This is a genomic window from Rhodococcus sp. R1101, from assembly GCF_000278445.1.
Lineage (GTDB): Bacteria > Actinomycetota > Actinomycetes > Mycobacteriales > Mycobacteriaceae > Rhodococcus > Rhodococcus gordoniae.
This window is the reverse complement of the sequence record NZ_AJVB01000268.1, coordinates 1-5,288: the sequence shown is the minus strand read 5'-3', so window position 1 is coordinate 5,288 and position 5,288 is coordinate 1. Positions and strand designations below refer to the sequence as shown.

At 67.6% G+C, this 5,288-nt stretch carries 6 protein-coding genes; 1 reads left to right on the top strand and 5 read right to left on the bottom strand.

All coding sequences use genetic code 11. From position 1 onward, the window contains the following. Nucleotides 1-1,191 (bottom strand): AAA family ATPase (locus R1101_RS0115630; RefSeq protein ID WP_016934325.1); only part of this gene is annotated, 1,191 nt, incomplete at its 3' end. Nucleotides 1,192-1,358: 167 nt separating this feature from the next. Here R1101_RS0115630 and R1101_RS0115625 point away from each other — a divergent pair. Next, nucleotides 1,359-1,994, top strand: coding sequence for a hypothetical protein (locus R1101_RS0115625; protein ID WP_016934324.1), 636 nt, complete (start codon nucleotides 1,359-1,361; stop codon nucleotides 1,992-1,994). A 4-nt stretch (nucleotides 1,995-1,998) separates the two neighbouring features. Here R1101_RS0115625 and R1101_RS0115620 read toward each other — a convergent pair whose 3' ends face one another. The 4 genes from R1101_RS0115620 to gvpJ all read right to left on the bottom strand — a co-directional run bounded on the left by R1101_RS0115620 (nucleotide 1,999) and on the right by gvpJ (nucleotide 5,196). Beyond that, a complete protein-coding gene (locus R1101_RS0115620) occupies nucleotides 1,999-3,462 on the bottom strand; it encodes an Hsp70 family protein (RefSeq protein WP_016934323.1) in 1,464 nt (487 codons plus the stop codon). 405 nt (nucleotides 3,463-3,867) lie between these two features. Then, nucleotides 3,868-4,071, bottom strand: coding sequence for a zinc-ribbon domain-containing protein (locus R1101_RS0115615; protein ID WP_016934322.1), 204 nt, complete (start codon nucleotides 4,069-4,071; stop codon nucleotides 3,868-3,870). A 32-nt stretch (nucleotides 4,072-4,103) separates the two neighbouring features. After that, nucleotides 4,104-4,727, bottom strand: a complete 624-nt coding sequence (locus tag R1101_RS0115610; protein ID WP_016934321.1) for a maleylpyruvate isomerase family mycothiol-dependent enzyme — start codon at nucleotides 4,725-4,727, stop codon at nucleotides 4,104-4,106. A gap of 94 nt (nucleotides 4,728-4,821) precedes the next feature. Next, complete coding sequence (gene gvpJ / locus R1101_RS0115605; RefSeq protein WP_016934320.1) at nucleotides 4,822-5,196, bottom strand: gas vesicle protein GvpJ; 375 nt, start codon at nucleotides 5,194-5,196, stop codon at nucleotides 4,822-4,824. Between the last annotated feature and the right edge of the window lie 92 nt (nucleotides 5,197-5,288).

Below are 5,288 nucleotides of genomic sequence, written 5' to 3'. Positions count from 1 at the left end.
CACCAGGGCGCGGGCGAGCAGATCGGCCGCCGAGAACGTCCCCGTGGCATCGAATGCCGCGCGGGCGAGCCGTTCGGCCAGTGGAGCGTCGCCCAGGGCGATCGCGTCGTGGGCCGCGGTCTCGAGCAGTTCGGTGCCGACGGATCGGTTGCTGTCCAGGGAGAGCTCGGCCAGACGGATCCGGTCGGCCGGCCCCCGTTGGACACGCGAGCCCAGGGCCTCGACGAGCTGACCGCGGATCCTGCGACCTGCGACCCGGCCCACGCGGCGACGTACCACCTCGCCGAAGAGCGGATGGGTGTAGCGCACGCGGTAATTGCGGCCGTCGTCGACGACGTCGATCAATCCGCGTCGTTCTGCTTCCTCGACCGCCTCGTCACCGGCGAGACCGCAGAGGATCTCGAGGTCGAGCGGTTCGCAGAACGCCAGCAGTTGCAGCGCCTGCAGCACCTCCGACGTGAGGTGATCGATGCGATGTTCGAGGAGCGAGGCCAGCTCCGAGGTGACAGCCGTGCCGCCACGGAGCTGCCACACGTTCCCGGCGCGGCGGAGCGTGCCTGCTTCACGGGTTCCGATCACGAGGTGGTGGACGAACAGGGCGTTGCCGCCGGACGCTTTCCAGATCAGGTCGGCGCTCAGCTCCTCCAACGGGCCGCCGAGCACGGTTTCGACGAGGTCGATGCACTGCTGCCGGGTGAACGGTGACAGCTCCACTCTGATGAGATGACCGTCCTTCCACAGGGATGTGACGGCGTCGGGCACGGATTCGCCGTGGCGCACCGTGGCCACGGTGTGGACGGCCCGATCGAGTGCAAGCTGATGGAGGAAGGTGGCCGACAGCGGATCGAGCAGGTGGGCGTCGTCGACACCGAGGACCAGGCGTGCGTGACCGGAGCCGTGCTCGTGCAGCAATGCCTGTCGGACGGCGGCGAGGAACGCGACGGGGTCGCGAGTCGGGGGAGCTTCGACGAGGTGCGCGAAGGCACCCAGCGGGATGCTGCGAGCGGATTCTGTTCCCGCGATCCAGCGCACCGGGGCGGCCAGCGAGTCGGTGGCCATGCGGGCCAGGGTGGTCTTGCCGACGCCGGGATCTCCGGTGAGGACCACACCGCCTCGGTCGGGGTCCGTCAGGGCCGCGACAATGATGTCCAGTTCCCCCCGCCGCTGAATCAGTGGCCAGCGCTGATCCATGCACTCGATCGTAGATGTGCAGAGTGCGGATATCTCCGGGATGGAGATTTCGGCTCCGGCATGCGGCCCTGTTTCGAGTACTCCACTACGCGCGACTCCTGCATGTTCGGTGACGACGATGGAGTCGTCGAAGTGAACCGAACGGGCAGCGGCCGAAGGAGCTGGTGATGACAACGACATCGTCGGAGCCGTTCTTCAGCTGGACGTCGAGACGGATCGATCTGAGCGCGGCAGAGGATGCGCGCTCGATGGTTCCGGAGCTCGACGAGTCGCTGCGCTGTGGCTCCCGAAAGGCCCGATTGCTGGCGATCCACGATGAGGAGGGCGAGACCGAATACGTCGCGTTGCTGGTAGGAGACGTTTCGGGGCGGAGTGACGTCACTGTTCGCGAAGTCGACGAAGAACGCTTGCTGGTCGAAGCGAGCCGGCCGTCCACCGAACCCGAGATCCTGTTGGGCGTGGCCTCTACACCCGGTGCCGGGCATCTCGGCGCACATCACGTCGACCGCGAGGTCTTCGTGGAGGGACCGGTGCGGTCGCTGATCATCCGGAGCGGGGCACGCTCGGTGGTGGTCGAGTGGGACCACGGCGAAGACAGGTACTCGGCACCGCAGAAACAGTGCGTGGTGCGCGATGCGGCGCCGACGGTTTTCGCTCACCCCGAACCCGCGATGAAGCGGGAGACGACCCGGTCCCGTGGAGCACGGACGTTCCCGGGTCCTCGTGTGGCCCGGTTGTGGCAGCGACTGTTGTCACATCCGGGATCGGCGAATCCCGAGCGGACCCCGATGGTCTGCGGCTGACGACTCAGAGCCCGGGAATCCGGGGCAGCTCCGGGAGCGGCAGTTGCGGCGGCGGCGGGAGTGTCGGTAGCTCGAAGCGGGGGAGCCCCGGGACGAGTGGAGCAGGTTCGGGTTCGGGAGACGGCACCGAGGTGTCGACCGACGCGTCCTGCTGCGTCCCGGTGGAGATGGGCGCCTGTGTGGAGGTCTGCGTTTGCGGCTGGTAGGTGGTGCGGGGCTCGTTCCGATCCGCAACCGTCGACTGCTCGCCCACCGTGGGGGTGGCCTCCGACGAGGTGGCGGCGTCCGTGGTTGTCGTGGAACGGGGCTCCGGTGCAGGCTGCGCCGGTGGCACCTGCATCTCCTCTTGCGTCGCGGTCGGTTGTGGATCGCGGCCGGATCCCTGCAGCAGTTCGACGCCCAGACCGATCGCCGCCGCGACGACGACGGCCCCACCGGCGAGCAGGAGGCGTCGCCGTTTCCGCGGTTGCGCGGTCGCCTCGGTCTCCTGCCGGAGGTCGGCTGCGGCGAAACTCTCGGTCGGCGCGTGCGACGCGATCAGCTGCGGGGCGAACTGTGCGGTCTCGGTCACCTCCGTCGGTGCGGCGAACTCCGCCGTCTCGCTGAACTTCGCGGTGCCCGGGCGGGCGAGGAGCGCTGCGCCTTCCGCTGCGACGAGTTCGGGCTGCGGGGGCACGATGACCGGCATGTCGAGCCACGACTCCATCACGGCAGTGACCAGCGGAATGTTCGCTCCACCCCCGATGAGCACCGCAGCATCGGGAGTGCGTCCCGAGCGCCGGATGACGTCGAGGGCGAGGCCGGCCGAGGCCTTCACGGGTCCGTCGATGAGAGAATCGAAACTGTCCTGCGAGAGCAGCAACAGACCACCCTCACCGGGCATGCACACCGCGTCCTTCGACGACAACTGCTCTTTCGCGTCGCGGCACCGGGCGGTGAGCGCCCGCTGGGCCGCCATGTCGGCCGGCTCGGCGAAACGCTGCAGCTCGACGTGGTGGTCGTAGATCAGGCGGTCGACGAGGTCGCCGCTGATCCGGTTCGAGCGCGCCGTACTCAATGCGATGCGGGTGCCTCGGTCGACGACCGTGACGGTGAGGCCCGAGCTGCCGAGGTCGTAGAAGACGAGCGTGGTGTGATCGCCGAGATCACCGGTGGTTTCCAGCATTTCGAGCGCGGCTGTCACCTCCGGCACGAGCCGGAAGTTGTCGATGTCCAGTCGGCTCATCGCGCCCTGGACGAAATCGGCCTGCGTCTCGTTCTGGTAGGCGACGCCGATGGCCCGCACCTGCTCGATCTCGTCGGTCTCGGCGAGCATCGTTTCGATGGACTCCGCAGCCAGCTCGGCCGGCCGGTCGAGCAGGGCGGGCATCGCGCGGGAGCGGAAGATCGGACTGTCGACACTCCCGGTGTCACGTCGCGCAAAGCGCACCGCGCTGGCACCGACCGAGACACCGAGAACTGTAGTCATGACGCCGACTATAACGGTTCGGTCACGGTGTGCCTTGCCGAGGCGTTCTGTGCCGACGTCGGCACGCGTCTCCGGGTCGCTGGGGAGAGGGCTCTTCGCGACGAGTCACATGCTGTCGTCGGTATCGAAATCCCTCTTGTGCAGCCGACTTCGCGATTGCGGACCGAGCTGTCCGCACGTGGCGATCCCACCGGAATTCGAGGAGGTTCGCGATCGTCGATGCCACGAGCGGCTGGCAACCGACCGTGCGGTACGCGCCGTGGTGCTCCACCGGACGGGCAGAGGTTCTGTTCCGGCGGCGCATACTGCAAGGTCGAGCTGACGGGATCGCCCGATCGGATCGAGGCCGTCTCCGCGGGCATGGCCGAGCGGCCGGCCATCTTTGCCGATCCCGACCGATCGCCCTCAGATCTCCACCGCGGTACCGCAGATCCCGCACTGTTCCAGCTGCCGCCGGCTCCAGCGCGCAACCGGTACGAAGAACAACGTGAACTGCTTGAACTCCCGCATGCGGGCCCACTGAGTGGTGTTGTGACAGCGCGGACACGTCCGGTTCTGCCCCTGACCGAGGTTCTGTCGCTTGGTGCCGAAGCCGAAGAGAAGGAACATCGTCCGAGCATAGAGCGACGACGTGTGGTTCCTCAGCGCATGACCGGCAGGATCGCCGGATCAGACCGTCCCGACGCCGCCTCGACGAAGGTGAGCGGATCGGGTACCGCGGCGAGGATGTCCCGCGTCCGTTCGAGCGCCATCGAATCCGGCGGTGGTCCACCGACCGCGTCGGCTACGTCGAGCCAGTGGATCGTGGTCTCCAGGATCGCTACGTCGATGAAGGCGCCGAGCGCGACCGAGTCCAGAAAGGGATGCGGGATGACGGTGGCACGATTCAATCCCGTGAGCCGCTCGAAGGCGGCGGGAAACTCGGATGTGAAGCGCGTCGCCACGGTCGCGCGATCGGCATCGGCCGCCAGTTGCCGGACCATCTCGGCCATCTGCCCGTGCCGCGATTCGGCCACGGTCGGGTCGGCATTGAAGACCCGGAGTATCTCGGCCGCGCTGGTGACCTTCGCGGCGCCGTCCGCTGTGGGGGTGGCGAGCATGTCGATCATCACGGACGGAGTGATGTGCACGTAGAGGTCGCGAACCGTCCAGCCGGGTAGTCGGGTGTCGGTCGTCCACTGCTGGTCGGACAGGTCGGCGGCGCGTGAGCCCCACATGCGCCACAGACGGATCATCAGCGCCCGGTCCCGTTCGAAATCCGCCACTGCCACCCCTCGGTCGACGTGCTGCGGTTCCGACGGTATCGCCCATCCGTGCCCTTCGCAGCACGTTCGCCACCGGAAAACGACGGTCGATCCGCTACCGCCGCTTCCGTTTGCTTCGCGGAGCTTCCTGCCGCTTCTCCGACACATCGTCGAGAAATCCCAGCACCTTCTCGGCAGCGGAGTCCAGGGCGCTGTGGGTCTTGTGCTCGGCGGCGCTCTCCACGGCCTTGCCACCGATATCACCGACGATCTCGGGCACACCCTTCGGCTGGGTCTGTGAGATCTCCAGCCTGTCGACGGCCTGCGCGAACCGCAGGTAGGTGTCGACGCTGGCGACCACGATGCGGGCATCGATGGTCACGATCTCGATGCCGACGAGGGACACCCGCACGAACGCGTCGATCACGAGGCCCTTGTCCAGAATGGTGTCGATGACGTCTGCCAGCCCGGACGAGTTCGGCCGCGCCATCGTGCCGCCACCCCCGCCTCGGGAAGGTTCGATCGATGTCATGGTGCTGCTCCTCGTGCCGTACGGTCACCGCTGCGCCCTTCCGTCGCGAC

What these genes read in the sequence shown, in the direction of transcription:
- R1101_RS0115625 (WP_016934324.1), top strand. Translation starts at nt 1,359, where the DNA reads ATGACAACGACATCGTCGGAGCCGTTCTTCAGCTGGACGTCGAGACGG.
- R1101_RS0115620 (WP_016934323.1), bottom strand. Translation starts at nt 3,462, where the DNA reads ATGACTACAGTTCTCGGTGTCTCGGTCGGTGCCAGCGCGGTGCGCTTT.
- R1101_RS0115615 (WP_016934322.1), bottom strand. Translation starts at nt 4,071, where the DNA reads ATGTTCCTTCTCTTCGGCTTCGGCACCAAGCGACAGAACCTCGGTCAG.
- gvpJ (WP_016934320.1), bottom strand. Translation starts at nt 5,196, where the DNA reads ATGGCGCGGCCGAACTCGTCCGGGCTGGCAGACGTCATCGACACCATT.